The sequence below is a fragment of the Synechococcus sp. LA31 genome (assembly GCF_018502385.1).
GTDB lineage: Bacteria > Cyanobacteriota > Cyanobacteriia > PCC-6307 > Cyanobiaceae > Vulcanococcus.
Genome location: NZ_CP075523.1, coordinates 2,315,159 through 2,339,233, shown reverse-complemented (window position 1 = coordinate 2,339,233; position 24,075 = coordinate 2,315,159). Strand labels below are relative to the sequence as shown.

23 protein-coding genes are annotated in these 24,075 nt (G+C 64.3%); 13 read left to right on the top strand and 10 right to left on the bottom strand.

What is annotated here, in order from left to right; all coding sequences use genetic code 11:
- Positions 1 to 14: 14 nt before the first annotated feature.
- Complete coding sequence (locus KJJ24_RS12675; protein WP_214339245.1) at positions 15 to 1,580, bottom strand: branched-chain amino acid ABC transporter substrate-binding protein; 1,566 nt, start codon at positions 1,578 to 1,580, stop codon at positions 15 to 17.
- 100 nt (positions 1,581 to 1,680) lie between these two features.
- Here KJJ24_RS12675 and KJJ24_RS12670 point away from each other — a divergent pair, with 100 nt between their 5' ends.
- Positions 1,681 to 3,498 carry a diflavin flavoprotein gene (locus KJJ24_RS12670; RefSeq protein ID WP_214339243.1) on the top strand — a complete coding sequence of 606 codons (1,818 nt, stop codon included), beginning with the start codon at positions 1,681 to 1,683 and terminating at the stop codon, positions 3,496 to 3,498.
- Positions 3,499 to 3,730: 232 nt separating this feature from the next.
- Positions 3,731 to 3,934, top strand: coding sequence for a hypothetical protein (locus KJJ24_RS12665; RefSeq protein ID WP_214339242.1), 204 nt, complete (start codon positions 3,731 to 3,733; stop codon positions 3,932 to 3,934).
- On the opposite strand, the gene KJJ24_RS12660 is transcribed toward KJJ24_RS12665, so the two are convergent.
- The 4 genes from KJJ24_RS12660 to KJJ24_RS12645 form a co-directional block, all read right to left on the bottom strand.
- Positions 3,922 to 4,125 (bottom strand): hypothetical protein, encoded by a 204-nt coding sequence (locus KJJ24_RS12660; protein WP_214339240.1) that lies wholly within the window; start codon positions 4,123 to 4,125, stop codon positions 3,922 to 3,924. The genes KJJ24_RS12665 and KJJ24_RS12660 overlap by 13 nt on opposite strands.
- Before the next feature lie 141 nt (positions 4,126 to 4,266).
- Complete coding sequence (gene gcvP, locus KJJ24_RS12655) at positions 4,267 to 7,245, bottom strand: aminomethyl-transferring glycine dehydrogenase (protein WP_214339238.1); 2,979 nt, start codon at positions 7,243 to 7,245, stop codon at positions 4,267 to 4,269.
- A complete protein-coding gene (gene gcvH / locus KJJ24_RS12650) occupies positions 7,235 to 7,624 on the bottom strand; it encodes a glycine cleavage system protein GcvH (RefSeq protein ID WP_214339236.1) in 390 nt (129 codons plus the stop codon). The genes gcvP and gcvH overlap by 11 nt, the downstream gene beginning before the upstream one ends.
- Positions 7,625 to 7,679: 55 nt before the next feature.
- Positions 7,680 to 8,945 (bottom strand): methionine gamma-lyase family protein, encoded by a 1,266-nt coding sequence (locus KJJ24_RS12645; RefSeq protein ID WP_214339234.1) that lies wholly within the window; start codon positions 8,943 to 8,945, stop codon positions 7,680 to 7,682.
- A gap of 268 nt (positions 8,946 to 9,213) precedes the next feature.
- Between KJJ24_RS12645 and KJJ24_RS12640 the strand changes: the two genes are divergently transcribed.
- Positions 9,214 to 10,077: a fatty acid desaturase gene (locus KJJ24_RS12640; RefSeq protein WP_214343682.1), complete on the top strand. Its 864-nt coding sequence runs from the start codon at positions 9,214 to 9,216 to the stop codon at positions 10,075 to 10,077.
- Here KJJ24_RS12640 and KJJ24_RS12635 read toward each other — a convergent pair.
- Positions 10,065 to 10,847, bottom strand: a complete 783-nt coding sequence (locus tag KJJ24_RS12635) for a hypothetical protein (protein WP_214339232.1) — start codon at positions 10,845 to 10,847, stop codon at positions 10,065 to 10,067. The two genes, KJJ24_RS12640 and KJJ24_RS12635, sit on opposite strands and share 13 nt — an antisense overlap.
- Before the next feature lie 51 nt (positions 10,848 to 10,898).
- Between KJJ24_RS12635 and KJJ24_RS12630 the strand changes: the two genes are divergently transcribed.
- The 4 genes from KJJ24_RS12630 (at position 10,899) to KJJ24_RS12615 (ending at position 15,589) form a co-directional block, all read left to right on the top strand.
- Positions 10,899 to 11,828: a fatty acid desaturase gene (locus KJJ24_RS12630; RefSeq protein WP_214339230.1), complete on the top strand. Its 930-nt coding sequence runs from the start codon at positions 10,899 to 10,901 to the stop codon at positions 11,826 to 11,828.
- A 44-nt stretch (positions 11,829 to 11,872) separates the two neighbouring features.
- Positions 11,873 to 12,331 carry a 50S ribosomal protein L9 gene (gene rplI / locus KJJ24_RS12625; RefSeq protein ID WP_214339228.1) on the top strand — a complete coding sequence of 153 codons (459 nt, stop codon included), beginning with the start codon at positions 11,873 to 11,875 and terminating at the stop codon, positions 12,329 to 12,331.
- 136 nt (positions 12,332 to 12,467) lie between these two features.
- Positions 12,468 to 13,883 carry a replicative DNA helicase gene (gene dnaB / locus KJJ24_RS12620; RefSeq protein ID WP_214339225.1) on the top strand — a complete coding sequence of 472 codons (1,416 nt, stop codon included), beginning with the start codon at positions 12,468 to 12,470 and terminating at the stop codon, positions 13,881 to 13,883.
- An 80-nt stretch (positions 13,884 to 13,963) separates the two neighbouring features.
- On the top strand, positions 13,964 to 15,589 hold the full coding sequence (locus KJJ24_RS12615) for a hypothetical protein (protein WP_214339223.1): 1,626 nt from the start codon (positions 13,964 to 13,966) through the stop codon (positions 15,587 to 15,589).
- A gap of 355 nt (positions 15,590 to 15,944) precedes the next feature.
- On the opposite strand, the gene KJJ24_RS12610 is transcribed toward KJJ24_RS12615, so the two are convergent.
- Entirely contained in the window at positions 15,945 to 17,201 is a 1,257-nt protein-coding gene (locus KJJ24_RS12610; RefSeq protein ID WP_214339220.1) for an IS256 family transposase, read from the bottom strand.
- A 184-nt stretch (positions 17,202 to 17,385) separates the two neighbouring features.
- A complete protein-coding gene (locus KJJ24_RS12605) occupies positions 17,386 to 17,556 on the bottom strand; it encodes a hypothetical protein (RefSeq protein WP_214339217.1) in 171 nt (56 codons plus the stop codon).
- A 115-nt stretch (positions 17,557 to 17,671) separates the two neighbouring features.
- On the opposite strand from KJJ24_RS12605, the gene KJJ24_RS12600 reads away from it, so the two are divergent.
- The 5 genes from KJJ24_RS12600 to KJJ24_RS12580 all read left to right on the top strand — a co-directional run bounded on the left by KJJ24_RS12600 (position 17,672) and on the right by KJJ24_RS12580 (position 22,143).
- The gene (locus KJJ24_RS12600) at positions 17,672 to 17,881 is read left to right on the top strand and encodes a hypothetical protein (protein WP_214339214.1); all 210 of its coding nucleotides are present in this window, start codon (positions 17,672 to 17,674) and stop codon (positions 17,879 to 17,881) included.
- A gap of 209 nt (positions 17,882 to 18,090) precedes the next feature.
- Positions 18,091 to 20,022, top strand: a complete 1,932-nt coding sequence (mnmG, locus tag KJJ24_RS12595) for a tRNA uridine-5-carboxymethylaminomethyl(34) synthesis enzyme MnmG (protein ID WP_214339210.1) — start codon at positions 18,091 to 18,093, stop codon at positions 20,020 to 20,022.
- Positions 20,023 to 20,076: 54 nt separating this feature from the next.
- Positions 20,077 to 20,883: a hypothetical protein gene (locus KJJ24_RS12590; RefSeq protein ID WP_214339207.1), complete on the top strand. Its 807-nt coding sequence runs from the start codon at positions 20,077 to 20,079 to the stop codon at positions 20,881 to 20,883.
- A gap of 32 nt (positions 20,884 to 20,915) precedes the next feature.
- The gene (locus KJJ24_RS12585) at positions 20,916 to 21,554 is read left to right on the top strand and encodes a chorismate lyase (RefSeq protein WP_214339204.1); all 639 of its coding nucleotides are present in this window, start codon (positions 20,916 to 20,918) and stop codon (positions 21,552 to 21,554) included.
- A 61-nt stretch (positions 21,555 to 21,615) separates the two neighbouring features.
- On the top strand, positions 21,616 to 22,143 hold the full coding sequence (locus KJJ24_RS12580; protein ID WP_214339201.1) for a hypothetical protein: 528 nt from the start codon (positions 21,616 to 21,618) through the stop codon (positions 22,141 to 22,143).
- Here KJJ24_RS12580 and KJJ24_RS12575 read toward each other — a convergent pair.
- Positions 22,095 to 22,625: a hypothetical protein gene (locus KJJ24_RS12575; RefSeq protein ID WP_250544784.1), complete on the bottom strand. Its 531-nt coding sequence runs from the start codon at positions 22,623 to 22,625 to the stop codon at positions 22,095 to 22,097. The genes KJJ24_RS12580 and KJJ24_RS12575 overlap by 49 nt on opposite strands.
- A gap of 131 nt (positions 22,626 to 22,756) precedes the next feature.
- Positions 22,757 to 23,302, bottom strand: a complete 546-nt coding sequence (locus tag KJJ24_RS12570) for a SprT family zinc-dependent metalloprotease (protein WP_214339199.1) — start codon at positions 23,300 to 23,302, stop codon at positions 22,757 to 22,759.
- Positions 23,303 to 23,628: 326 nt separating this feature from the next.
- On the opposite strand from KJJ24_RS12570, the gene KJJ24_RS12565 reads away from it, so the two are divergent.
- The gene (locus tag KJJ24_RS12565; protein WP_214343678.1) at positions 23,629 to 24,048 is read left to right on the top strand and encodes a DUF4864 domain-containing protein; all 420 of its coding nucleotides are present in this window, start codon (positions 23,629 to 23,631) and stop codon (positions 24,046 to 24,048) included.
- The last annotated feature ends 27 nt before the right edge of the window (positions 24,049 to 24,075 follow it).

The following is a 24,075-nucleotide window of genomic DNA, read 5'->3' as shown; positions in this document are numbered from 1 at the left end:
GTCCGCTCACATCATCAGCGGCGCTTGCTCAGCGTGAGTCGCAATGCGGCGTCATCGGCACCGCCACCGGCCTCAAGATAATTCAAAATAAGGCCTCCTCCTTCAGTGGTTGTGCCCTGATAAATGCCATCGCCTTCCGCTCCACTGATTTGCCATTGCCCATCGCCATCCTCAGTGAGCAATGTGAAGTAACACGCCTCCGGCTCGCTCCACTTACCCGAGTCTTCGTCGCGGTATTGCTTGGTGCCTTGAGCAGCAAAACCACGAGCCTTGCTGATCACGAATTTGTAGTCGCCTTCTGACTTATAGCCCTCACTTCTGTAACCCGAGCCCGTACCAACCCAAGTACCCTTCAAGAAGCGCGCAGGCTTGGTTCCAGATCCAAGCGCCGCACTGTTCAGCGAGCCAGTAGAGGGATCGAGTGATAGCGACAAGCGCTCACGCGTCTGCGGATCCTCCTCTTGCGCAGAGCTGGGCACAAACACGCCATCCGCATCCACATTGAGGATGAAGACAGGCACCTTCACCCGGTTGCCCGTCAGAGGGTCAATACTGATCTTGCCGGTGGCACCTTTGTAATTCCGAGTCTGCAGCAGACTATCCAAAGCTGGCTTAAAGGCGGCAGTACCTGCCGTTTCCATCGCGTCGGCCAACACCTTCATCGAGTCATAGGTGAAGGTGCCCCATACACCAGGAGTGCGATCAAAACGCTCTTCATAAGCCTGCACATAGGCATCGGCGTGGGGAAGCTGCTCAGCCTCCGGAACCCCACTGAACACACTGCTGCGGGCTGCTTTCAGACCCGCCTCGGCAATGAAAGCTGGATCCACATTGGCAAGCCCGAAAAAGCGCTGAGCCGCCGTATTACTGGCCTCTAAGCCACGGGCGATGGAGCTGCCTTCGGGGTAATACGTGCTCACATACACCAGGCCAGGATCTACCGCGAGGGCCTGCTCAATCACAGCGCTGTAATCGGCGCTGCCGGGCGCAATCGTGAAGCGTTTGACCTGCACACCCTTAGCCGTGAGGGATGCTTCCAAGCGATCAGCCATGCCGACGGTGTAGGCGGAGGGATCCACCAACATCGACACACGCTGGATCCCTTGCGAGAGGATATAGGCCTCCTCCACCGGAGCGATCTGGCTGTTCTTGGGCTGAACTGTCACCCCCTCTCCACTGGTGTCATCGGTGGAGGTGAGATGCACAGGCAGGATCTCTTTCTTGAGGTAGTAGGGGAGATTGATCAACCCCACTCCCGAGTTGTAGGGGCCAATCACCGCATCAGCATCGATGCGATTCAGCTTCTTCGCCACAGACAAAGCACGCTTAGGATCAGCTCGGTCATCGGCTCTCACCAACTCCACCCGACGCCCGAGAATCCCGCCTTCACGATTCAACTCTTCAACAGCCAACTTGGCTCCACGCCACATATCGCGCCCATTGCCACGTTGGTCACCCCTGAGCGGCGCCTCTAAACCAATCACAATCGGATCACCCCGACCTGCCTCAAACCATTGCGACTGCTCAACAGCAACAGCACCGAGGCCATCAACACCGGAAAGAAACGGATTGGTCGACATCAGCAGTGGCCTCAGGCGCGCCAAACATAAAAGTGTCGCTGGAACATGGCCTAGAACTCTCAGAAAGCTTCGTAAAATCGCTGCAAGAGCTGGGGAAACAATGGCCGGGAACGACACTGAACGACAGGTCATCCAGCTACCGATCGAGCCCGGCCTGGTGTGCCTGCGCGGCTTAAGCCCCACCCGGCTGCGCTTTGAAGTGGAGTACGGCCTCGAGCGGGGCACCACCGCCAACAGCTTTCTCTACCTCCCAGACAACGGCGACACCGCGCTGCTGGTGCACCCGCCTGGCGACTCCTTCGCCGGGCCTTACCTGGAAACGCTGGCGGCCTTGGTTCCACCCACGTGCCCGCTGGAGGTGGTGGTGGGCCACACCAATCCCAACCGAGTGAAGCTGCTGCGCAAGCTGGCCCAGCGCTGGCCGCAGCTGACACTGATCAGCTCCAACCCCGGCGCCCAGCTGCTGCGTGAGCTGTGGGATCAGCGCAAGCCCGTGCCCCCGGGCAGCGATGCAGCAGCCGAACCAGAAGCGCTGCCACCCCTGCCGCCCCTACAGGTGGTGCGCACAGACACCGAACTCACCCGGGCCGATGGCCGCACCCTTGCGCTACTGCCCACACCCACGCCCCGCTGGCCCGGTGGGCTGATGGCCTTCGAAGCAGGCAGCGGCCTCCTGATGAGTGGCAAGTTCTTCGCTGGCCACCTCTGCACCGAAGCCTGGGCCGAAGCCAACCGCAGCAGCACCGAAGAAGACCGCCGCTACTTCTATGACTGCCTGATGGCGCCGATGGTGCGCCAGGTGGAAGCGGTGCTCGATCGCATCGATGAGCTGCCGATCCGCACCATTGCACCCGGCCACGGCCCAGCCATCGCCGAGAGCTGGCGCAGCCTGCTGGTGGATTACCGCCGCTGGGGTGAAACGCAGGAGCGCGCCAAGCTCTCGGTGGCCCTGCTCTACGCCAGCGCCTACGGCAACACCGCTGCCATCGCCGACGGGCTAGCGCAGGGCGTGGCCCGCACCGGCGTGCGGGTGGAGAGCATCAACTGTGAATTCAGCCCAGCCGAGAAACTGCTGGAGGCAATCCGCAACTGCGATGCGGTGTTGATCGGCTCCCCCACCCTGGGGGGGCATGCACCCACACCGATCGTGTCAGCACTGGGCACGCTGCTGGCCGAAGGCGATCGCGCCAAGCCGGTGGGGGTGTTTGGCAGCTTCGGCTGGAGCGGTGAAGCGCTCGATCTGCTCGAGAGCAAGCTGCGTGATGGCGGCTTCCGCTTGGCCTTTGAGCCGATCAAGGTGAAGTTCAGCCCCGATGCCGCCACCCTGAAAACCATCGAGGAAACCGGAACGGCCCTGGGCCGCCAGCTGCTCAGCACCCAACGCAAGGAACAACGGCGCAGCGCCGGTGCTGGCGGGATGAGCGAAAGCCGCAGCAACCCTGCCGTGTTGGCCCTGGGCCGCGTGGTGGGTTCCCTGTGCGTGCTCACCACCGTGAAGGGCAGTGGTGAAAGCCAGCTGAGCGGCGCCATGGTGGCCAGCTGGGTGAGCCAGGCGAGCTTCTCGCCACCGGGGCTCACGGTGGCCGTGGCGAAAGACCGCGCTGTGGAAGCGCTGCTGCATGTGGGCGACGGCTTTGCGCTCAACGTGCTGGCAGCCGGCCGCGAGAACGGAGCGATGAAACAGTTTCTGCAGCCCTTTGCGCCGGGCGCTGATCGCTTCGCCGGCCTAGAGCTGGAGCACACCCCCACGGGGCAACCGGTGCTGCCCGAGGCCCTGGCCTGGATGGAGTGCACGGTGAAGCAGCGGATGGAATGCGGCGACCACTGGCTGCTCTATGCCGAGGCCCAGGCCGGGGCCGTGCTCGACAGCAGCGCCACCACCGCCGTGCACCAGCGCCGCAGCGGCGCCAATTACTGAATCGCGATGCAGCCGAACCAGCACATCACCTGATCAGAGTGCTGTATCCCAACACACCAAAATTAAGTGTTAACCTCGCACCAAAAATCGGCAAAACCCAGTGATGGCAGGTTTTCTTGGCGATGAATGATCTAATTCTGTAAAGAGCTTTGATCTAAGCCCGAAGAAAAACCAAAGACCCTCTGCAACGCACGATTGGGCGCTCAAATAACACCAATCGATTCCTTGGGCGATGGCAACCGCCGCCACTTCCACTCCAGTTCATCAGCGCTGGGTGGTGCGCTACCGCGGCTTTGTGTTGATCCCGCAGACCGATCTCACCTGGCTGGTACGACCTGAGCGCAGCCCGATGACGCTGCTGCCTTTCCGAACACCAGCCAGCTCAGTTGACGATGTGAAGGCCTTAATCGACTGGCGCCTGAATCAGGCTGCCTGAGGCGGTGGCGGGGTGGAACCACCAGCCACGAACGGCAGCACCACCGTGGCCCAACGCTCAGGGCGAGCCGGGCGGACCCGTTGCGCACGACGCACGCCGAAAGGAACACGCACCACGTTGGTGCCTTCAACCCGCAACGTTTGATCGGTGAAAAGTTTGATCGAAGTGTTGCCTTGGTCGTCAGAGCTCATGGTGTCGTTCCAGTACCGGTTTCACCCGATGGCTAGTGATGCCTGCAGTTGCAGCAGATCCTGCCGGCAAAGCAAGGGTGAAGGCGGGAAGAAATTCCGCACTTTTCATTGCGGCGAAATCTAAACGCAACCCGGCCAGAATCAAGCCCCGGTGGGCAAGCTCGTGGCCAGCTCCTCCACCGACGGGCAGGTGCACACCAAATTTCGATCGCCATAAGCGTTGTCGATGCGGGCCACCGCCGGCCAGAGTTTGGCCGCCAGCTGCTGCACACCAAGGGGATAGCCCCCCGTGCTGCGGCTGTAAGAACGCGACCAGTCGTCGGCGGTTATGGCCGCCAGGGTGTGGGGAGCGCGCTTGAGCGGGTTATCGGCCGCATCGCTTGCGCCGCTCTCGATCGCCGCGGCCTCGGCTCGGATTGCCGCCATCGCAGCACAGAAGCGCTGCAATTCCGCCAGGCCTTCGCTCTCGGTGGGCTCCACCATCACGGTGCCGGCCACCGGCCAGCTCACGGTGGGGGCATGGAAGCCGTAGTCCATCAGGCGCTTGGCCAGATCATCCACCTCCAGGCCGGCGCTGCGCTTGAGCGGGCGCAGATCGAGGATGCACTCATGGGCTACGCGGCCGCCTGCCCCCCTGTAGAGCACGGGGAAATGAGGCTCCAGCTGCTCCGCCATCCAGTTCGCCGCCAACAGGGCCACCGCTGAGGCCTGGCGCAAGCCGGCACCTCCCATCAAGCGGATATACATCCAGCTGATGGGGAGGATGCTGGCGCTGCCCCAGGGGGCAGCGCTCACCGGGCCGATGGCCTGAGCACCTCCACAGGCCTGCGCCAGTGGGTGACCCGGCAAGAACGGCAGCAGGTGCTTGGCCACGGCGATCGGACCCACACCGGGGCCACCTCCGCCGTGGGGAATGCAGAAGGTCTTGTGCAGGTTGAGGTGACACACATCAGCCCCATAAAGACCTGGCTTGGCCAGGCCCACCTGGGCATTGAGGTTGGCGCCATCGAGATACACCTGGCCGCCGTGCTGATGCACCAAGGCGCAGATCTCCTGGATCCCCTGCTCAAAGACGCCGTGGGTGGAGGGATAGGTGACCATCAGCGCCGCCAGCTCAGCGCGATGGGCTTCCACCTTGGCCGCCAGATCGGCGCGGTCGATGTTGCCTTGGGCGTCGCAAGCCACAGGCACCACCTGCAGGCCCGCCATCACGGCGCTGGCGGGGTTGGTGCCATGGGCGCTGGTGGGGATCAGGCACACCGTGCGCTGCTGATCACCCCGGCTGTGGTGCCAGGCGCGGATCACCAGCAGACCCGCATATTCCCCTTGCGAACCGGCATTGGGCTGCAGTGACACACCGGCAAAGCCGGTGATCGCCGCCAGCCAGCGCTCCAGATCCGCCACCAGGCGCCGGTATCCCGCGCTCTGGGCCTCGGGAGCGAAAGGGTGCAGCCCGGCAAAGGCAGGCCAGCTCACCGGCTGCAGCTCAGCAGCGGCATTGAGCTTCATCGTGCAGCTGCCGAGCGGGATCATCCCGTGCACCAGCGAAAAATCACGGGCGGCCAGGCGCTGGATGTAGCGCAGCAGCTCCGTTTCGCTGCGATAGCGCTGAAACACCTCCTGTTGCAACCAGGGCCGATGGCGCTGGGGCACGGCATCACCCCAAAGCAGCTGCTCGGGGGCCTCGCTGCAGCCAGAAGCCTCCAGCTCCTGCTCAAGCGAGGTGTTCAGCTCGACCACCGAGGGAACTGCCCCTGCTGCATCGGCCAGCGCGATCGCCGCCAGGAGCTGCTGCAGTTCAGCCAACGAGCTGCGCTCATCCAGGCTGATTGCGAGGCCATCAAGCTCAGGCCGCAGATTGAACCCAGCGGCTTCCGCCCCGGCCAGCAGACCGGCGGGCTGGGAACTGTGCACCAGCACTGTGTCGAAGCCAGGCCCTGGCTCCACCTCCAGCCCCAGTTGCGCAAGGCCACGGCGCAACAGCTCCCGCAGCTTCAGCACCCGCCTGGCGATCACCGCCAGACCAGCCGGACCGTGATGCACCGCGTAGAAGCCGGCCATCACCGCGAGCAACACCTGGGCGGTGCAGATGTTGCTGGTGGCCTTGTCGCGGCGGATGTGCTGCTCGCGGGTTTGCAGAGCCAGGCGCAAGGCCTGGCGCCCCTCCGCATCGAGCGACTGCCCCACCAACCGACCCGGGATCCGGCGCTGATGAGTGGTGGTGGTGGCGAAGAAGGCGGCATGGGGGCCGCCGAACCCGAGAGGGATGCCGAAGCGCTGACTACTGCCAATGGCAATCTCCACGCCGAGCTCGCCCACTGGCGCCAACAGCACCTGGGCCAGGGGATCCACGGCGGCCGTCACCATCACTCCAGCGGCGCGGGCGGCGGCGATCAGCTCAACCGGATTCCAGAGCGCACCGCGGGCTCCAGGCAGCTGCACCAGCAGACCAAACGCCCCAGCGAAGGGCTCCGCACCGCGGGCCTGCTCTGCCAGGAGCGCACCCGGCCGCACCTTGAGCAGCTCGATACCCAGGGGTTCAGCGCGGGTCTGCAACACCGCCCAGGTTTGCGGCAGCACCTCGGCATCCACCAGGAAGCGGTGGGCACTGGCATCGCGGCATGCGCCGTAGCTGAGGCTCATCGCCTCGGCCGCAGCGGTGGCCTCATCGAGCAGCGAGGCATTGGCGATCGGCAGAGCGGTGAGCTCGCTGATCAGGGTTTGGAAATTGAGCAGCGCCTCGAGGCGCCCCTGGCTGATCTCAGCTTGATAAGGGGTGTAGGCGGTGTACCAGGCCGGGTTTTCAAACACGTGGCGCTGCAGCAGCGCCGGGGTGATGCAGTCGCTGTAGCCCAGGCCGATCAGGCTGCGGCGCACCTGGTTAGCAGCAGCGATCTGCTGCAGCTCTGCCAGGGCTTCGGCCTCGCTGCAGCCCACCGGCAACCCCTCTGCAGCGACCAGGGGCTCGAGACGAATCGCGTCGGGCACCACCTCGGCGACCAGCTGCTCCAGGTCGTTCAGGCCGAGATCGCTGAGCATCTGGGCCTGCTCGGCCGCATCAGGGCCAACGTGACGGGCGACAAAGGGGCTCAGGGCCGCCGGGCGGAACTCAGTGGCCATCCACCTTGGCGCTGTAGGTGGCGGCATCCATCAGACCGTCCAGCTGGGCAGGATCGCTGGGCCGCACCAGCAGCAACCAACCTTCGCCATAGGGATCGTTTTGCAACTCCTCGGGGCTAGCGAGCACGGCTTCGTTGCGCACTTCGATCGTGCCGCTGATCGGAGCGATCACCTCCTCCACCGCCTTCACCGATTCCACCGAACCGAAGCTGCTGCCCTGGCCTAGGGCTGCCCCCACCTCAGGCAGCTCCACAAACACAATGTCGCCCAGCTGATCCACAGCGAAGGCGCTGATGCCGATGCGGACCAGTTCGCCTTCGGCTCGCACGTATTCGTGGCTGTCGGCATAACGGCAGTCGTCGGGATAGCTGAGGGCCATGGGGCCGCCTGGGCGGTTGCTGATCTGCAGTCTGTCGGAAATCGGCGCATGCGGGCTAGGCAGGCCCGCACCACCCGCCGTCCGCCAGCGCCAGCAACGCCTGCTCCAGGGCCAGCTCTGCGTGGGCTGTGGTGGTGCCTCCCTGGGCGTAGAGCACGTAGGGCTCGCGCAGCGGGCCATCGGCTGAGAACTCACTGGTGCTGCCATCGATGAAGGTGCCGCCTGCCATCACCAGCTCACTGGCGTAGCCGGGCATCGGGGCCGGCACCGGATCGAGGTAGCTGCCCACAGGCGAACAGGCCTGAAACGCACGGCACACCGCCTTGAGCGGTTCCGGTGCCCCGAAACGCACCGCCTGGATCACATCACTGCGCAAGCCGCCCACCAAGGGCTTCACCGCGTAACCGAGGCCGTCGAACACAGCCGCGGCGAGCTCCGCGCACAGCAAGGCTTCCGCCACCATCTGCGGCGCCAGGAACAACCCCTGAAACAGCAGCCGGTGCAGATCAAATCCCGTGCCCCCCTCACTGCCGATACCCGGCGCCGTGAGCCGGCAGCAGGCCTGCTCCACCCATTCGGCACGGCCAGCCACGTAGCCGCCGGTAGGGGCGATGGTGCCGCCAAGGTTTTTGATCAGTGAGCCCGCCATCAGATCTGCACCCACAGCTGTGGGCTCCTGCAGCTCCACCAGCTCGCCGTAGCAGTTGTCCACAAACACCACACAGTCGGGCTGAATCGCCTTCACCTGCTCCACCAGCCGACCGATCTGCTCCACGGTGAGCGAGGGGCGCCAGCTGTAGCCGCAGCTGCGCTGGATGAGCACCATGCGGGTCGGCACAGCCAGGGCGCCGGCGATGCCCGCTTCATCCACACCACCATCCGCCAGCAGATCGAGCTCGTCGTAGGCGATGCCGAACTCCGCCAGCGAGCCCTGGCCGCTGCCACGGATGCCGATCACCTCCTCGAGCGTGTCGTAAGGGCGACCAGTGAGAGCCAATAGGCGATCTCCGGGGCGCAGCACCCCGTACAGCGCGGCAGCGATGGCATGGGTTCCGCTGACAAATTGCAGCCGCACGGCAGCCGCCTCCGCCTGCAACACCTGGGCGAACACCCGATCCAGCACCTCCCGGCCCAGATCACCGTGGCCGTAGCCACTCACCGAGGCGAAGTGATGCACCCCCAGCCTCTCGGCACTGAAGGCCTGCAGCACCCGCTTCAGCCGAGGCTTCACCCCGGCCCGGCGCTCACGAGCCAGGGCGGTGGTGCGCTCGAGCGCGGCAGCCAGCTGATCGGAAGCCCAGGCCTGATGGGATGCGCTCATGGCAAGAAACAACGAATCTCCATGCTGCCGGCCGCGTGACGCTCAACCATCCGTCTAGATTTTTTCGGATTGGTGCCTCGGCTACAGCGGGGCACCCAGGCAGTGGTGCGCGGGGTCACGAGGCCCCCGAGCGAACCGGCGCCTGCGCATCCTTGAGGAGTTCACTTTGGTCTTAGCCCCAGACACCGCCTCCGCGGCACGCGCCCAGCGCACCAGCGCTGACCTGGAGGGTGGGTCAGGCAGCTACAGCGACGCGCAGGAAGCCCGGATGCGGGCAGCCCTCGTGGTCCCCCGCGCACCACTGCCCCGCAGCCAGAAGAAATACAAGCTGGGCACCACTGGCTTCATGCTCGCCATCCACGTGGGAGCGGTGTTTGCCTTGCTGCCGCAGTACTGGAGCTGGCAGGGCCTCGTGGCGCTGGCGATTCTCTACTGGGCCACCGTGCTGGGGGTGACCCTCGGCCTGCATCGCCTCGTGGCCCACCGCAGCTTCGTCGCTCCCAAATGGGTGGAGCGCGTGCTGGTGCTGATGGGCACCCTGGCCTGCCAGAGCGGCCCGATCGAGTGGGTGGGCCTGCATCGCCACCACCACAAGTTTTCCGACCAACCCAACGACCACCACGACGCGGCCCGCGGCCTCTGGTGGGCCCATAGCGAGTGGATGCTGCACGACATCCCCGCCATCAGGGAACTGCACCGCTTCACTGGCGACCTGCTCCAGGACCCCTTCTATCGCTGGCTCGATCGCTGGTTCCTGCTCCTGCAGATCCCCCTGGGCGCTGCTCTCTATTGGTACGGCAACGCCGCCAACGTGCACGGCGGCGGCCTGGGCCTGGTGCTGTGGGCGATTCCGCTGCGCCTCGTGCTCGTGTATCACGTGACCTGGCTGGTGAACTCCGCCACCCACGCCTTCGGGTATCGCAACTTCGACTGCCCCGACCTCTCACGCAACTGCTGGTGGGTGGCGATCCTCAGCTTCGGCGAGGGCTGGCACAACAACCACCACGCCCACCCTTCCAGCGCCCGCCACGGCCTGCGCTGGTTTGAGTTCGACATCACCTGGCAGCACATCAAGTTGCTGCGAACGCTGGGCTGGGCCAAGCGCATCCGCGAGGCGCGCTACCCCGCCTGAAGCTCACGGCGGATTGCCTCGGCCAGATCGAGAGCCTGATCACCCGAGCCCGGTTGCAGCAGCAGCCGGGCTTTTTGGCGCAGCAGCTCCAGAAACTGATCAGCACTCAGCTCCTCCTCAGCCGCCGCCCCCATGGCCGCCAAGGTGAGGCGCAGGTCGCCGAGTTCACCATCCAGCTCCTCAGCGGTGTAGTCCCGCTGGCCGGCCATCACCTCAGCGAAGCGCTCACGCCGCTGCCGTTTCTCAGCCGGATAGGCGGCCAGCACCTGTTCACGGCACAGGCGCCAAGGCCGCCCCGCCGTAAACAGCTCCGCCAGCGCCGCACTCAGACCAGCCGCCTCCGATGCCTGAATGCGCAAATCAAACGCGCTCGGCAGCGGGCGCAGGCCCACGAAAATCTCAAACAGCTGGGCTGGCCCCAAGGCTGAGCCGTCGTCGGCCAGCAAAGGCAGCGCTGAAGCCTGGAGGGCTGCGAGCAATTCGGGCTGCTCAGCCAGCTGCTCAGCGAGCCCCCCCGACAGGCCAGCTGGTCCTGCACTTTGGGCCAACAGTTGATTGATCCGCCCCAAGGCCACGAACAGCTCCGGCCCCGGGGAGGCGAGCTTGCGATTGCGCAAGTTGGAGAGCTGGGAGTTGTGCACCCGGCCGAGATCCAGCGCATCCGCCAAGGCCGGCAACACCCGCTGGCTCCAAGCATTGCGCTCATGCCACACCTTGATCAGATGGCCGAACGCATCGCGACCCGCTTCGAGTTCGCTTCGATAATCCACTCGATACGGATCCGTACTGCTACCATTTTATCGGACACAACCGGAGGGGCCATGACGGCCACCATCACCAGCCGCGCCAGCGTGCAGCATCTGCACCGGCCGCACGGCGCGCAACACGGCACGGCCCCAGTTGCCACGCCTTCCCAGGGGCGCAACTGGGCCGTGATCGGCTTCATGGTTGCCCTTCACGCCCTGGCCGTGGTGGCCCTGCTGCCCCAGTTCTGGAGCGTCGCAGCGGTGGCCACGCTGGTGGTGCTCTATTGGCTCACCGCCTGCCTTGGCGTCACCATCGGCTACCACCGTCTGCTCAGCCACCGCGCCTTCCGAGTACCCCTGTGGCTGGAGCGCTTCTTCGCCACCTGCGGCGCCCTCAGCTGCCAGCACGGCCCGATCGACTGGGTGGGCCTGCACCGCCATCACCACAAGTTTTCCGATACGGAACCGGATCACCACAACAGCCATCGCGGCTTCTGGTGGAGCCACATGGGCTGGATGTTCAAGTCGATCCCGGCCATGGGCGCTGTGCCTCGCCTCACTGGCGATCTCACCGCCGACCCCTACTACCGCTGGCTGAACAACAATTTCCTTCTGCTGCAGCTACCCCTGGCCGGTCTGCTGTTCTGGATCGGCACGGCAACGGGCGCTGGCGGCTGGGCCCTGGTGCTCTGGGGCATCCCACTCCGCCTGGTGCTCGTGTATCACGCCACCTGGCTGGTGAACTCCGCCACCCACCGCTGGGGCTACGTGCTCCACGACAGCGGCGACGGCTCCCGCAACAACCCCTGGGTGGCCGCGGTCACCTTCGGTGAGGGCTGGCACAACACCCACCACGCCTATCCCCATTCCGCCCGCCACGGCTGGGGCCGCCGCGAGCCTGACCTCACCTGGATGCACATCAGCGCCTTGCAGCGCCTCGGCCTCGCCACCCAGGTGCGCCTGCCAGCACCACTGGTCAACCAGGCTCATGCACCTGTGGCGTAGGCTCATTCATCGCCCCAATTGTCGATCGTTAGTTCGTAGATCCCATGGCCAAGCGCGTTTCCGTGGTCCTCAGCGAGGACGTCCTCAGCCTGGGTAAGGACGGCGATCTGGTGGAAGTTGCCCCCGGCTATGCCCGCAACTTCCTCCTGCCCCAGGGCAAGGCTGTGCCCCTCACGCCTGCAGTGATGCGTCAGGTGGAGCACCGCCGCGCCAAGGAAGCCGAGCGCCAGGCCGCTCTCAAGGCTGATGCTGTGGCCTTCCGCACCGCCCTCGACACCATCGGCCGCTTCACCGTGAAGAAGCAAACCGGCGGTGACGACGTGCTGTTCGGCACCGTGACCAACGGCGACGTGGCTGAGGCGATCGAAGCCGCCACCAAGAAAGAGGTGGATCGCCGCGACATCATCGTTCCGGAAATCCACCGCACCGGCAGCTACAAGGTGCAGGTGAAGCTCCACAGCGAAGTGACCGCTGAGATCAATCTGGAAGTGGTGAGCCACTGATTCAGCTGATCGCGATCGCGCAGCACGTCCACACCGCTCTTGCAGCCTCTGGGCAGCGCGAGAGAATGGTGCCCCCCTTTGCCGCCAGGCCCTTCAGGGTCTGGCGGTTTTTTGATTCCGCAGGCGGCAACTGGTCATGGTGAGCGTTCCCCTCAGCAACCTCGACCCTGAGGAGGGCCAGGGCCGCCGGCCTGGCTCCCGCGGCCGCCCGCGGGATGAGGCCAGCTTCGAGGCGATGCCCGATGGGGTGCCGCCTCAAAACCTCGAGGCGGAAGAAGCCGTGTTGGGCGGCATCCTGCTCGACCCAGACGCCATCGGCCGGGTGGCGGATGTGCTGCAGCCGGAGGCCTTCTATCTCACGGCCCACCGCGAGATCTACCGCACCGCCCTGATGCTGCACGGCCAGGGCAAACCCACCGACCTCACGGCGATGACCGCCTGGCTGGCGGACACCGGTGCTCTGGAGAAGGTGGGCGGCAGCAGCCGGCTGGTGGAACTGGTGGAGCGCACCCTCTCCACCGCCTCGATCGACCAGGTGGCCCGCCTGGTGATGGACAAATTTCTGCGTCGCCAGCTGATCCGCTCGGGCAACGAGGTGATCCAGTTGGGCTTCGATCAGAGCAAGCCGATGGAGCAGGTGCTCGATGAAGCGGAGCAGAAGATCTTTGCCATCAGCCAGGAGAAGCCGAGCGTCGGCCTCACCCCCACCGCCGAGATCCTCACCGCCACCTTCAACGAGATCGAAAGCCGCTCGCTGGGCACCGCCGTAGCCGGCATCCCGGTGAACTTCTACGACCTGGACGCGATGACCCAGGGGCTGCAGCGCAGCGATCTGATCATCATTGCCGGCCGCCCCGCCATGGGTAAAACCGCGATCACGCTCAACCTGGCCAAGAACGTGGCCCAGCTGCACCAGCTGCCGGTGTGCGTGTTCTCCCTGGAGATGAGCAAAGAGCAGCTCACCTACCGCCTGCTGGCGATGGAAGTGGGGATCGAGAGCGGCCGCCTGCGCACCGGCCGCCTGCAACCGGAGGAATGGCCGCTGCTCGGCCAGGGCATCAGCACCCTGGGCCAGATGCCGATCTACATCGACGACAAACCCAACGCCGGCGTGCTCGAAATGCGCTCGCTCTGCCGGCGGCTGATGGCCGAATCCGGCAAGGAACTTGGGCTGGTGGTGATCGACTATCTCCAGCTGATGGAAGGCAGCGGCTCCGACAACCGCGTGCAGGAGCTCTCGCGCATCACCCGCGGCCTCAAGCAGATGGCCCGCGAACTCAACGTGCCAGTCATTGCCCTCTCCCAGCTCAGCCGCGGCGTGGAGGCCCGCACCAACAAACGCCCAATGCTCTCCGACCTCAGGGAATCGGGCTCGATCGAGCAGGACGCCGACTTGGTGCTGATGATCTACCGCGACGAGTACTACAACCCCGATACCCCCGATCGCGGCATCACCGAAATCATCGTGACCAAGCACCGCAACGGCCCGGTGGGCACGGTGAAGCTGCTATTCGAGCCCCAGTACACCCGCTTCCGCAACCTGGCGGCCTGAGCAAAAGCGAAGAAAAAAGGATGGGAACAAAGCGAAGCAGATGCAGTGAGTACCGTCATTAGTGCTGTACTCATTTTCCAATGGAAGAGTCGCTAACTCGCCTTGTCAACGACGAATCGCAGTTTTACTTTGCGACAAGCCCTGGCAAGGTCAATCGACTCGTAAGCCAAGGATGGGAAATTACCGCGTCAGGATTTGACTCCTACCTTGGCGACAGCGCCAGCCCCGTTTTTCACCTCTTCAACAAGGACAGTGGGCAACACTTCTGGGGCCTGGAATCCAAGAAGACACGCAGACTTGAAGGCAAGGGATGGGTCAACAAGGGGACAACATTCGACGCCAGCGATAAAAAAGGGAAAGGTCTCGACCCAATTTATCAGCTAAAAAACAAATCCACGGGAGACCTGACCTGGCTCTCAGACAAGAACCTGGTCAAAGAGCGTGTTGAGGCTGGCTGGAAAAATCAAGGCATCGCCTGGTTTGCCCCTGCCAACAACGGAGAGATCGAAATCACCTCCAGCGACTATGACCCGATTACGGGAAATCTCAAGCTATCTTACTCGCTGGACGACCTACACCTCAGCCAATTCAGAAATTACGGCAATGAACTCACCTTCAGGCTGGCAGGCTCAACGACAGAAGATGGAAAGTATATCGCAGCCGATGCAGACCGCCGCGACATCGACTACAACGGCAAAGACAAAATAACCGGAAAAATCAATATGAGTGTAGCGAATACACTGGAGGTCAATCCTGCAGAACTCAAGCGCCTTCACTTTTCGCTCAACTCCCGATACGGCCAGGATCCGAGCAACACCGATGGCAACTTCGGCTTCGTGCGCTCAAAGTCGATCAACCTCCTCAGCAAGAAACACAAATCAGACACATCAAGCAATCTCGCTGACATCAAATACGAGAATCTCTATGGACGCTCGCAAAGCGCTTCAATAGAACTGCAAGGTCAATCGCTGAACAGCCAATCAAGAGATTCGAGGACATCGTTAGGCAACGATGACGTCACTCCAGAACCAGGGAAATACTATAAAGAAGTGAATGTCATCGGCCGCGACCTCAAAGCCGCAGACTGGAGCCATGTGACATTTTTCGCCTCTAATGTCAAGGGCAACAACCTAGAGGGAGCCAATCTCACCTCAATGGAATCGGAGTGGGGGACACCCGTGGTCCCCGTGAGCGAAGTCATCTGGATTCCGAGCTTCTTTGAAAACAACAACATGCGCAGTGCTAATCTGACCGATGCGCGGTTCTTTATTGCCAACCATGGCTGGAGTTCGGAATTCGCCGGAGATATCACCTACGGGGATACAAGGCACTATCAGTTGGATGCCAGCGATATGAACGGCGGCCTCAGCTACGAATCAACAAGGATTATTGTCACCAACAAATCCAGTAGCGAAGTTCGCGCCAAGCTATCAAGCCCTCAATTTAAGTACGATGAAGTATCGATTTATAATGAGCAAGGATTTCAGGTTGCTGGCTATTCAGAGGGAGACAGCAAAGATGTACAGGGGGTTATTTCTAAAGGCGGTGAGTCCATCAAGATCAGCGCTGACAATCACGCATTCCCACGCGAGGCATCCATCTACATTGACGGAGAAGAACGAGACGACGACGGCGTCTATAAGTTCTTGAGCTGGGAGTTTTCCGACAGCCTTGGGATGAAATCCTGGAGCGTGAGGATTCATTGATGCCGTAAGGGCTCAGCCCGATTCCCACATCACGCGGATCAACGCCCTGAGTCAAGCGCCCAGCCAGCCCGTAAGCCAACAGGGTGGTGTCCGCAGGGATCAACCAGCAGCCGGTTGTACAGGCCGCCACAACCAACGACCGATTGAAGGGATCCCGATAGATGGTAGCGCCCCTCTGAGTGGTGTAACTCAGGTGGTCCTGTGACCCTTTCCGGAGGGTGAACAGGAGCAGTCAGAGGATGACTGCCTGGAAGCTGATTGCTCAGCTCCATTCATCCACTATGAATCCTGATCGCTGAATGTGCAATTCAGCAATCGCTCTGTTCTGTGTTGACGGAAGCATTGGTGGCGATGTTCAGCTGAGTGTTCCAGGTTCCTCATCAGCGCCTTCACCATCGGCGAGCTCCAGGGCCTCTTCTGGCTCCGGGATCTTGGCCATGGTGGCCTCAGAGAAGAAGCGGCGGCGCTCCAGCTGCCATTCCTCCTGCTGTTCCAGTAGCTGAGCGCCAACCAGCCGCACGATCGACGCGTCGTTGGGGAAGATCCCCACGACGTTGGTGCGCCGCTTGATCTCCTTGTTGAGGCGCTCAAGCGGGTTGGTGCTCCAGACCTTGCGCCAGTGCTCCTGTGGGAAGTGGAGGAAGGCCAGCACGTCGTCACGGGCGGCTTCCATCACCGGCACAGCGGTGGGGAACTGCTTGCGCAGCATTTCGGTGACCCGCTGCCAGTGGGCACGCACCTGATCCGGTGCCTGGATCACGAACACCGCTTTCATGGCCGCCGCCACCATGTCTTGGCCCGCTTTGGGCACGTGGGACAGCATGTTGCGCAGGAAGTGCACCCGGCAGCGTTGCCAGCAGCAGCCCTGGAACATCCGCTTGATCGCCGCGGTCAGCCCCAGGTGGGCGTCTGAGATCACCAGCCGGGTACCGTCCAGGCCGCGCTCCTTGAGCGAACCCAGGAACTGCCGCCAGAAGCCTTCAGCTTCGCTGTCTCCCACGGCGATACCGAGCACCTCCCGATAGCCGAGGGCATTGATGCCGATCGCCACCACCACCGCCCTTGACACCACCTGCATGTTGCGGCCGAGCCGGCCATGGAGATAGGTGGCATCGAGGTAGACGTAGGGAAAGCGGGCGTGGTCAAGTGGCCGGCCCAGAAAGGCTTTCACCTGTTCGTCGAGCCCAGCGCAGATGCGGCTCACCTCCGATTTGGAGATGCCGCTCGCCCCGCCCAGCGCCTCGACCAGTGAATCGACCTTTCGTGTGGAGATGCCGCCGGTGTAGGCCTCCATCACCACGGCGTAAAGAGCTTTGTCGACCCTGCGGCGCGGCTCGAGCCAGTCGGGGAAGAAGCTGCCCTGACGCAGTTTGGGGATAGCCAGGCTGAGATCGCCCACCTGGGTGGTGAGCACCCGCTCGCGGTAGCCGTTGCGGTGGGTGGAGCGCTCGTCAGGGCAGCGCTCATGGCGCGTGGCACCAATGGCAGCGGAGACCTCGGCTTCCAGCAGATCCTGGAAACCCCGGCGCACAATCTCAAGGATCAGGGCGCCAGCGGTGGTGCCCTCCATGAGCTGACCCAGCTCGGAGGCGCCACTATGGGTGCGGGTCATGGTCTGTGTTCGGTTTGGTGGTAGTGCTCCGAACAGGGTCACAGACCGGCCCACCCATTGCCACAGCACAGACGTGAGGGAAGCGAGCCGTCAGCCCCGGCTACGCCGGGGCTGATCCCCCCGAGTTACACCACTTGCTGGGACGCCACTCGATAGATCCGCTGGGGCTCGAGCCATCGCGGATTCAAGCTGCGAACATCGTCCCGATCTCGGCCGCGAAGTGGGCCTTCAAGTCGGCATCGAGCACCGCCTGAGCCTGCAGGAAGCCCAGACGTCGTTGCGCCTGAAGAGGCTCAAGGGCCTGATCCGCTTCAGACGAGTGCAGGAGATTGGCGTCGTGAGAGCTCATCGGCATGGGATCAGTTTGCTCGGCACTGCAAGCTGAGCCAGCTCAGCGAAGCCACTCGAAGACACGAACCACAAACAAGTAGCGCTTCTTTATGGTGTAGTTGGTAGATAAGCAGATCGTGATGGTGCACGTGGAGGCTGCACTGGTGCGCTGGTTCCGGGAAGAAGCACACATCCCCCTGGGCGAGGCAATGAACGAGGCCCTGCGAATACTGCAGCAGCGACTGCTCAGTGAGCAACTACAGCAACGCATCGTCCGGGAACTCGCCGAAGGCGTAGCACTGGTGAGCCAAGCGGATCTGAGCCACTGGGATCAGCTCAGCGAGGTCTGAGACATCGGAACGCTTTGAGCCCGGCAGCGGGCTGACCGAAAGGGTGGCGATGGGAAGCAGCGCTTGCCAATGCCGGTGATCGCAGCGGCGCCATCCCTCCTCAGAAGCTGCGCCGCGTACGGCTGGGGGGTGGCAGCGGTGATCGGCCTCAGCGATCTGCTCACAGCAGCAAGCCTGCAGCGGGCATCGCGGCAATAGAGAATTGGCTGATGGCCTTCACCACCGCGCCCACCGAACACTTCGACGTAATCGTCGTGGGGGGCGGCCACGCAGGCTGTGAAGCAGCCATCACGGCAGCGCGGCTGGGCTGCTCCACAGCTCTCTTTTCGCTCAACCTCGACCGCATCGCCTGGCAGCCCTGCAACCCGGCGGTGGGTGGACCGGCCAAGAGCCAGTTGGTGCATGAGGTGGATGCCCTCGGCGGCGTGATCGGCCGCCTGGCCGATGCCACGGCCCTGCAGAAGCGCGTGCTCAACGCCAGCCGCGGCCCGGCCGTCTGGGCCCTGCGCGCCCAGACCGACAAACGCCAGTACGCCCGCCAGATGCTGCAGCTGCTGCAGCACACCTCCAACCTGGCCCTGCGCGAAGCGATGGTGACGGGGCTGGAGGTGGAAGGCACACCCGGCGAAGACGCCCGCATCGCCGGCGTGCGCACCTACTTCGGCAGCACCTACAGCGCCGGCGCCGTGATCCTCACCGCCGGCACCTTCCTGGGCGGCCAGATCTGGGTGGGTAACCAGTCGATGAGCGCCGGCCGAGCTGGCGAACAGGCCGCCGAAGGCCTCACCCAAGCCCTCGAAGCACTGGGCTTCCAAATGGGTCGTCTCAAGACCGGCACCCCCGCCCGGGTGGACCGGCGCAGCATCGCCCTCGACCAACTGGAGGAACAACCCAGCGACGCCCATGAGCGCTATTTCTCCTTTGACCCCGCCAGCTGGGTGAGCGGCGAGCCGATGAGCTGCCACATCACCCGCACTACAGCCGCCACCCATCAACTGATCCGCGACAACCTGCATCTCACACCGATCTACGGCGGCTTCATCGACAGCAAAGGTCCGCGCTATTGCCCCTCGATCGAAGACAAGATCGTGCGCTTCGCTGACAAGGACAGCCACCAGATCTTCCTGGAACCCGAAGGGCGCGACACCCCAGAGATCTACGTGCAGGGTTTTTCCACAGGCCTGCCAGAGCGGCTGCAGCTGGAGCTGCTGCGCACACTCCCAGGCCTGGAGCAGTGCGTGATGCTGCGGCCTGCCTACGCCGTGGACTACGACTACCTGCCCGCCACTCAGCTCCGGCCCAGCCTCGAAACCAAGCGGGTGCACGGGCTCTATTCCGCTGGCCAGCTCAACGGCACCACCGGCTACGAAGAAGCAGCAGCCCAAGGCCTGGTGGCTGGCCTCAACGCCGTGCGCCAGCTGCGGAACCAGGAGCCAGCGCACGTCCCGCGGGAGGGCAGCTACATCGGCACGATGATCGACGACCTGATCACCAAGGATCTGCGCGAGCCATACCGGGTGCTCACCAGCCGCAGCGAATACCGGCTGGTGCTGCGGGGCGACAATGCCGACCGACGCCTCACCCCCCTGGGCCGCGAGCTGGGGTTGATCGACGATCGCCGATGGGAGATCTACACCCGCAAACAGGAGGCGATCAAGGCAGAAAGCCAGCGCCTGGAAACCGTGCGGCTCAAAGTGAGCGATCCGGCTGCTGCCGCGGTTGTGGAGCAGACGGGCGCCGCCATCAAGGGCTCAATCACCCTGGCGGATCTACTGCGACGTCCCGGCTTCCACAGCACTGATCTGGTGCGCCATGGCCTGGCTGATGCCGACCTCCCCCTCGACGTGCGGGAAGGCGCCGAGATTGACATCAAATACAGCGGCTATCTCGCACGCCAACAACAACAGATCGATCAGGTGAAGAAGCAGGAGCACAAGCTCATTCCCACCGACATCGACTACACCGCCATCGGCACCCTGTCGCGCGAAGCCCGCGAGAAGCTGGCGGCGGTGCAACCGGTGAACCTCGGCCAGGCCTCACGGGTGCCAGGCGTGAGCCCGGCCGACGTGACGGCCCTGATGCTCTGGCTTGAGCTGGAGCAACGGCGTCAGCGGCTCGTCAACAGCGCTCATGGCCGATAGGGTGCGGCCCAACCCTGCAGAAGCGCTGCAGCGAAAGCCGAGTTCCGCCCCCGCTTGAGCACCTCAGGTCCCACCAACACGTCAAGGGCCTACTGGGAGCTCAAGGCCGAGCAAGTGATGGATCGCGTGTTCGACAACGCCGGCCGCACCGCTGCAACCACGTCTCCTCTGCCCCCCGCCCCGCACCCTCGCCATGCGACCGCGGAAGAGCCGATCGAGGTGGAGGTGCGTGAGCCCCACCGCATCTGGCAGCAGCCGTGGCAGATCGGCGGCCTGGAGCTGCCAGCGCGGATCAGCCTGGCGATCGCGGCATCCCTGGGCTGCCTCACCCTGCTCGGGGGCGTGAGCCTGTGGCAGGGCTGGAGCGAAGCGCGCAACGATCTGCGGCAGGAACGCAATCTGCGCCTACTGGAAGGCATTCGCAGCCTGGGCACCACCCCCGAAGCCAGCATCAGCAGCGACACTCCCGCAACGCCCGCAGGCGAAGCCCTGCCACCACCACCACCCAACGAAGCCTGGATCGAGGAGTTAGGGCAGTTGGAGGCTCACTCGACTCCATCCGGAGCCATTGCCCCCCTGCAGGTTCCCCTCACCGGCACCCTGCAGGCACCGGCGCCGCCCGCCTCGGCAACGGCGCCGATGGCAACCGCTGCCGAGGCAACACCCGAATTGCTCGGGGTGGTGCAGATCCCGGGCAAGCCTGGGTCGGCGATCTTCCAGGTTGGAAGCAGCTCCACCAATGCCCTGGTGGGCGAAAGCATCGGCAGCAGTGGCTGGACGCTGGTGTCCACCAGCGGCGATAGCGCGGTGATTGCACGCGGTGGCATGAGCCGGCGCGTCAGCATCAGCAGCGGTTTCTAGGGGAGCCCACCACCCCCGATCGCTGCGCACTGATGCCCCCCACCAAGCTTTGGCCATCGCCCCTGCCGCTTTGGCAGGCACCCTCCGAAGCGGTGGCCGCGGGGCTCTGCGGCCAATTGGATGGCGAGCGTGCCGCCCTCAGCGGCCCCTGGCGCCTGCTGCTCCTGGGCGACGGCAGCCCCACTCGCCACCTGCAATCGCTCACCGGGCTGGCGGTGGAGGTGGAGGTGATCGCCATGGAAGCCGACGCCGACGCCGGCGGAGAAGCGCCGGTTGAAGTGGAGGAGCTGGATCGGCCGCTGCTGCGCCGGCAGGTGTGGCTGCGCTGCGGCACGCAAACCCTGGCCTGGGCGGAGAGCTGGTGGAACCAAACCCAGGCCGATCGCCATCTGCAGGAGCGCAGCCAACCGATCTGGCGCAGCCTCACCGCCAACCGTGCCGAGCTCTACCGAGAAGTGGATGGCCTGGCTCTGGTGCAGGCTCCAGCCCTTGAAGCGGGATTCGGCAGACCCGGCCCCTACTGGAGCCGCCACTACCGCTTCTTTCGGGGCGGGCGTGAGCTCACGGTGATCCGCGAGGTGTTCTCTCCGGCCCTGGAGCGGTGGCTGGGCCCCGCCCAACACACAGCTTCATTACAAATTCCAACAAAGGATACGAGTGGCTACAACTAAAGATTGACAGGTTGCGCGGGGATGTGCTGATCGCGAGCATGAGCTCACTCACAACGGGACGATGATTCAACCGATCCGCTGCAGCCAGCCCCCTCCTGCAACCAGCGCCGCTGAGCCCCAGTGGCTCTCGCTCACCGATCTGGGGCGCATCTACGGGATCTCGGCGGTGCACTGCGGCCGGCTGCTCAGCGAGGCAGGCCTGCGTGACAGCAGCGGCCAACCCAGCCGCCATGCCCTGCGCACCGGCTGTGCCATCCGTGGCCATCAACCCCACTCCCATGGCCCCACCCAATGGCATCGCCGCCATTGCCAGGCCGTCTTCCAGCGAGCGGGTCTGGAGCCGATCCAGCGCACCACCCTGGTGCAGCAATGGGCCCAGCTGCTCAGCGCCCTCACCGAAGGCTCTCCTTCGATCAACACCAGCGCCGATCAGATGGCGGAGGAACTACCCCGCGAGCTAGTGGAGCCGGTAAACGCCGAGCTGCGCACCATCGGCTGCAGTTTTCAGGTGGCCGGACGGAGCCCCGCTCGCCACAGCCGTCAATCGAAGCGGCGTCGCGAAGAGCGCGGCACTGTGCGCCCGCTTTGAAGCCGTGACGAGGGGGACGGCGGCTCCGGCTGTGATCCGCCGCCACCACGCTGCCAGCGTGGCACACTGAAGCTGTCGTCATCCGGCCAGGCCTCTGCATCGGCGGCTGGCTCCACAGCGAGAGCTGCAGGCTTGGGCCGGCGCCGGGAGATCGCCTGCAGCGGCTCACGCCGGCTGCGCCGCTGGGGCTGCGGCCCAGCGGGCTGACCTTCCCAGGATTCACGCCAGCCTTCCTCGTCTTCCAAAAGCCAATCGAGCTTGTCTTCCACCCAGCGACCGAGGTGATCGAGCTTCAGGCCTGAACCGCGGGCGCCGGGGCGGGAACCGGGACGTGCCCCCGCCACACCATCCACCAGCTGGCGGCCTGCTGATACCCACTGATCCAGGCGTTGCTCCAAACGAGGTTCAGACCGGCGAGGTCCCCGTCGCTCGGGGCGCTCCTCTGGGCGCTCGTCGCGCCAGTCGTCATAGGCATCCACCATCAACCCAGGCTAGAAGCCCTCAACGCCCCAGGCGCCTGGCCCGCAACCAGCGCTCCCGGCTCAAACCCAGCAGGGCGATCGCCACCCCGCTCCATTGCAGTGTCCACAAGGCCGTGCCCATGGGCGGCAACCTAGGCGGCAGCGGGCTTGAACACCAGCTGGCAGCTGGCATGCCAGCGGCCACCGTGATGGCGCTCGCAGCAGAGGCGGCAGGCCACGCCAGGCCGCCGGCGCCGATAGGGCGATTCCAGCCCGCAGCTCGGGCACTGGGCGATCCAACGAGCCGGCTCGCTGGGCACGGGAAAGCGGTGGCGCACACTCACTTCAAACTCCTGCTGCGCCGCATTGATGGCGGCCATGCGCGCACGGAAATGGGGGCCATGCACTTCATCGGCCTGCATCACCCGATGCACCCAGGCGTGGATCATTTCGTGGCAGAGCGTGCTGGTGGCGGCCAGCTGGGGCAGGGGCTCTAGCAGTGGGCGCGACAGCACGATCTCACTGATGGATCGACCCTGGCGATCGCGGCCGTAGCGGTAAAGGCCGGCACTGCGGCGCATCCGACCATCGCTCCAGCGCACCGCCACCAGAGCCTGGCCATCCGGATCGGCCAGGGAGCCCTGGAAATGCTCGCGGTTGAGCCGGTGAAACAGCGGCAGCAGCGGAACCAGGGGCACGCTTGAGGCTGTCTGCGGCGTCGGCAGTCTGGCGGATCCACAGGGGGCAGCAACTGATCAACCCCACCCCTCGTGCCTTCTCCAGGGCAAGCCATGCGCCCCGTGAAGCTCACCTCGACCTGGTGACCGGCAACGTCCGCCACAACCGCCGTGACAGCTTCACCAAAACCAAAGACCCTCCCGAGCCGATGCGGCGCCAACGCGAGGGAAGCCAGCAACGCCCGAGGCGGCGGCATGAGCGACGACGCCGGTCTGGTGCTGTAACCCGCACTGCGGGGGAAGGGGGCTGGTCCTGCAGAATCACCCCCACTCCTCCCCGCGCGCCCATGGACGGACAACTGGTGCAGACGATCGGCACCAAGGCCCTTCTGGCCGGCGCAGGCACGCTCCTCCTCTACTGGACGATCAACGCCGTGAAGCTGGTGTTGAACGCGCGCGGGATCAATCCGGTGATTAAGCAGTTCTTCACCCAAGTGGCCTCAGGCCGGGTGGATGCCGCCTACCTCCTCACCACGAAGAACTACCGCTCCCACGTCAACCGGCAGCAATTCATCCGCTTCCTGGCAGGGCTGCAACTCAACAAGTACCGCAACCTCAAGTCGGGTCGGCCCCGCATCCAGGAAGACCAGATCACCCTCACGGTGAAGCTCAAGGCCGAAGACAACGCAGAACTGCCCCTCGATTTCACCTTCGTGAAGGTGGAAGACGACTGGAAAGTGGATCGGATCCAGAAGGCTGCCGCCTGAACCGACAACGCAGGCGCAAACTCTGAT

What these genes read in the sequence shown, in the direction of transcription:
- KJJ24_RS12675 (WP_214339245.1), bottom strand. Translation starts at nt 1,580, where the DNA reads ATGTCGACCAATCCGTTTCTTTCCGGTGTTGATGGCCTCGGTGCTGTT.
- KJJ24_RS12670 (WP_214339243.1), top strand. Translation starts at nt 1,681, where the DNA reads ATGGCCGGGAACGACACTGAACGACAGGTCATCCAGCTACCGATCGAG.
- KJJ24_RS12665 (WP_214339242.1), top strand. Translation starts at nt 3,731, where the DNA reads ATGGCAACCGCCGCCACTTCCACTCCAGTTCATCAGCGCTGGGTGGTG.
- KJJ24_RS12660 (WP_214339240.1), bottom strand. Translation starts at nt 4,125, where the DNA reads ATGAGCTCTGACGACCAAGGCAACACTTCGATCAAACTTTTCACCGAT.
- gcvP (WP_214339238.1), bottom strand. Translation starts at nt 7,245, where the DNA reads ATGGCCACTGAGTTCCGCCCGGCGGCCCTGAGCCCCTTTGTCGCCCGT.
- gcvH (WP_214339236.1), bottom strand. Translation starts at nt 7,624, where the DNA reads ATGGCCCTCAGCTATCCCGACGACTGCCGTTATGCCGACAGCCACGAA.
- KJJ24_RS12645 (WP_214339234.1), bottom strand. Translation starts at nt 8,945, where the DNA reads ATGAGCGCATCCCATCAGGCCTGGGCTTCCGATCAGCTGGCTGCCGCG.
- KJJ24_RS12640 (WP_214343682.1), top strand. Translation starts at nt 9,214, where the DNA reads ATGCGGGCAGCCCTCGTGGTCCCCCGCGCACCACTGCCCCGCAGCCAG.
- KJJ24_RS12630 (WP_214339230.1), top strand. Translation starts at nt 10,899, where the DNA reads ATGACGGCCACCATCACCAGCCGCGCCAGCGTGCAGCATCTGCACCGG.
- rplI (WP_214339228.1), top strand. Translation starts at nt 11,873, where the DNA reads ATGGCCAAGCGCGTTTCCGTGGTCCTCAGCGAGGACGTCCTCAGCCTG.
- dnaB (WP_214339225.1), top strand. Translation starts at nt 12,468, where the DNA reads ATGGTGAGCGTTCCCCTCAGCAACCTCGACCCTGAGGAGGGCCAGGGC.
- KJJ24_RS12615 (WP_214339223.1), top strand. Translation starts at nt 13,964, where the DNA reads ATGGAAGAGTCGCTAACTCGCCTTGTCAACGACGAATCGCAGTTTTAC.
- KJJ24_RS12610 (WP_214339220.1), bottom strand. Translation starts at nt 17,201, where the DNA reads ATGACCCGCACCCATAGTGGCGCCTCCGAGCTGGGTCAGCTCATGGAG.
- KJJ24_RS12605 (WP_214339217.1), bottom strand. Translation starts at nt 17,556, where the DNA reads ATGCCGATGAGCTCTCACGACGCCAATCTCCTGCACTCGTCTGAAGCG.
- KJJ24_RS12600 (WP_214339214.1), top strand. Translation starts at nt 17,672, where the DNA reads ATGGTGCACGTGGAGGCTGCACTGGTGCGCTGGTTCCGGGAAGAAGCA.
- mnmG (WP_214339210.1), top strand. Translation starts at nt 18,091, where the DNA reads ATGGCCTTCACCACCGCGCCCACCGAACACTTCGACGTAATCGTCGTG.
- KJJ24_RS12585 (WP_214339204.1), top strand. Translation starts at nt 20,916, where the DNA reads ATGCCCCCCACCAAGCTTTGGCCATCGCCCCTGCCGCTTTGGCAGGCA.
- KJJ24_RS12580 (WP_214339201.1), top strand. Translation starts at nt 21,616, where the DNA reads ATGATTCAACCGATCCGCTGCAGCCAGCCCCCTCCTGCAACCAGCGCC.
- KJJ24_RS12575 (WP_250544784.1), bottom strand. Translation starts at nt 22,625, where the DNA reads ATGGTGGATGCCTATGACGACTGGCGCGACGAGCGCCCAGAGGAGCGC.
- KJJ24_RS12565 (WP_214343678.1), top strand. Translation starts at nt 23,629, where the DNA reads ATGGACGGACAACTGGTGCAGACGATCGGCACCAAGGCCCTTCTGGCC.